The following is an 849-nucleotide window of genomic DNA, read 5'->3' on the forward strand; positions in this document are numbered from 1 at the left end:
ATCCGGCCACGCTGGCCGCCGAGGCGAAGGATGCCGACATCGTCATCGTGCGCGCGCCGCTGCCACCACAGCTTTTCGACGGCGCAAAGCTGCTGCGGGCGGCAATCCGTCATGGCGCCGGGCTCGACATGATCCCCATGGAAGCAGCGGCGGCCGCCGGCGTGCTGGTGGCGAATGTGCCGGCGGTCAATGCCCGCTCGGTTGCCGAGCACGTCATGTTCGCGGCGCTCGCTTTGCTGCGCAACTTCCGCGTCGTCGACCGCGACCTGCGCACCAAAGGCTGGCTCGCCGGCCGCGAGCACGCCAATTCCAACAGCGAGCTTGCCGGCAAGACCATCGGCATCGTCGGCCTCGGCGCCGTCGGCCAGGCGGTTGGCCATATCGCCGCGCATGGCTTCGATCTGAAGGTGGTGGCAACGACGCGCAGCATGCAGCCGGCGCCTGACAAGGTCGGTTTCCTGTCGATCGACGCTCTCGTCGAGCAGAGCGACATCATCGTTCTGTGCTGCCCGCTGACGCCGGAAACGCGCGGCCTGATCAACCGTGAGCGGATCGCCCGCATGAAGCCGCATGCGCTGCTGATCAACGTGTCGCGCGGACCGGTCATCGATGACGATGCGCTGATCGAGGCGTTGCAGAAACGCCGTATCGGCGGCGCCGCGCTCGACGTTTTTGCCACACAGCCGCTGCCGTCGAACCATCCCTATTTCGGCTTCGACAATGTCATCATCACGCCGCACATGGCCGGGATCACCGAGGAATCGATGATGCGCATGGGCGTCGGCGCGGCGGGCGAAGCCTTGCTGGTGCTGGCCAACAAGCTGCCGGTCAATCTGCGCAATCCGGAAG

At 66.3% G+C, this 849-nt stretch carries 1 protein-coding gene; it reads left to right on the forward strand.

Features of this window, described 5'->3' with window-relative positions; all coding sequences use genetic code 11:
• Positions 1-849, forward strand: an 849-nt coding sequence (locus tag EN750_RS36775; protein ID WP_127399445.1) for an NAD(P)-dependent oxidoreductase, incomplete at both ends; no start/stop codon positions are given.

It is taken from the genome of Mesorhizobium sp. M7A.F.Ca.ET.027.03.2.1 (genome assembly GCF_003999175.1).
GTDB lineage: Bacteria > Pseudomonadota > Alphaproteobacteria > Rhizobiales > Rhizobiaceae > Mesorhizobium.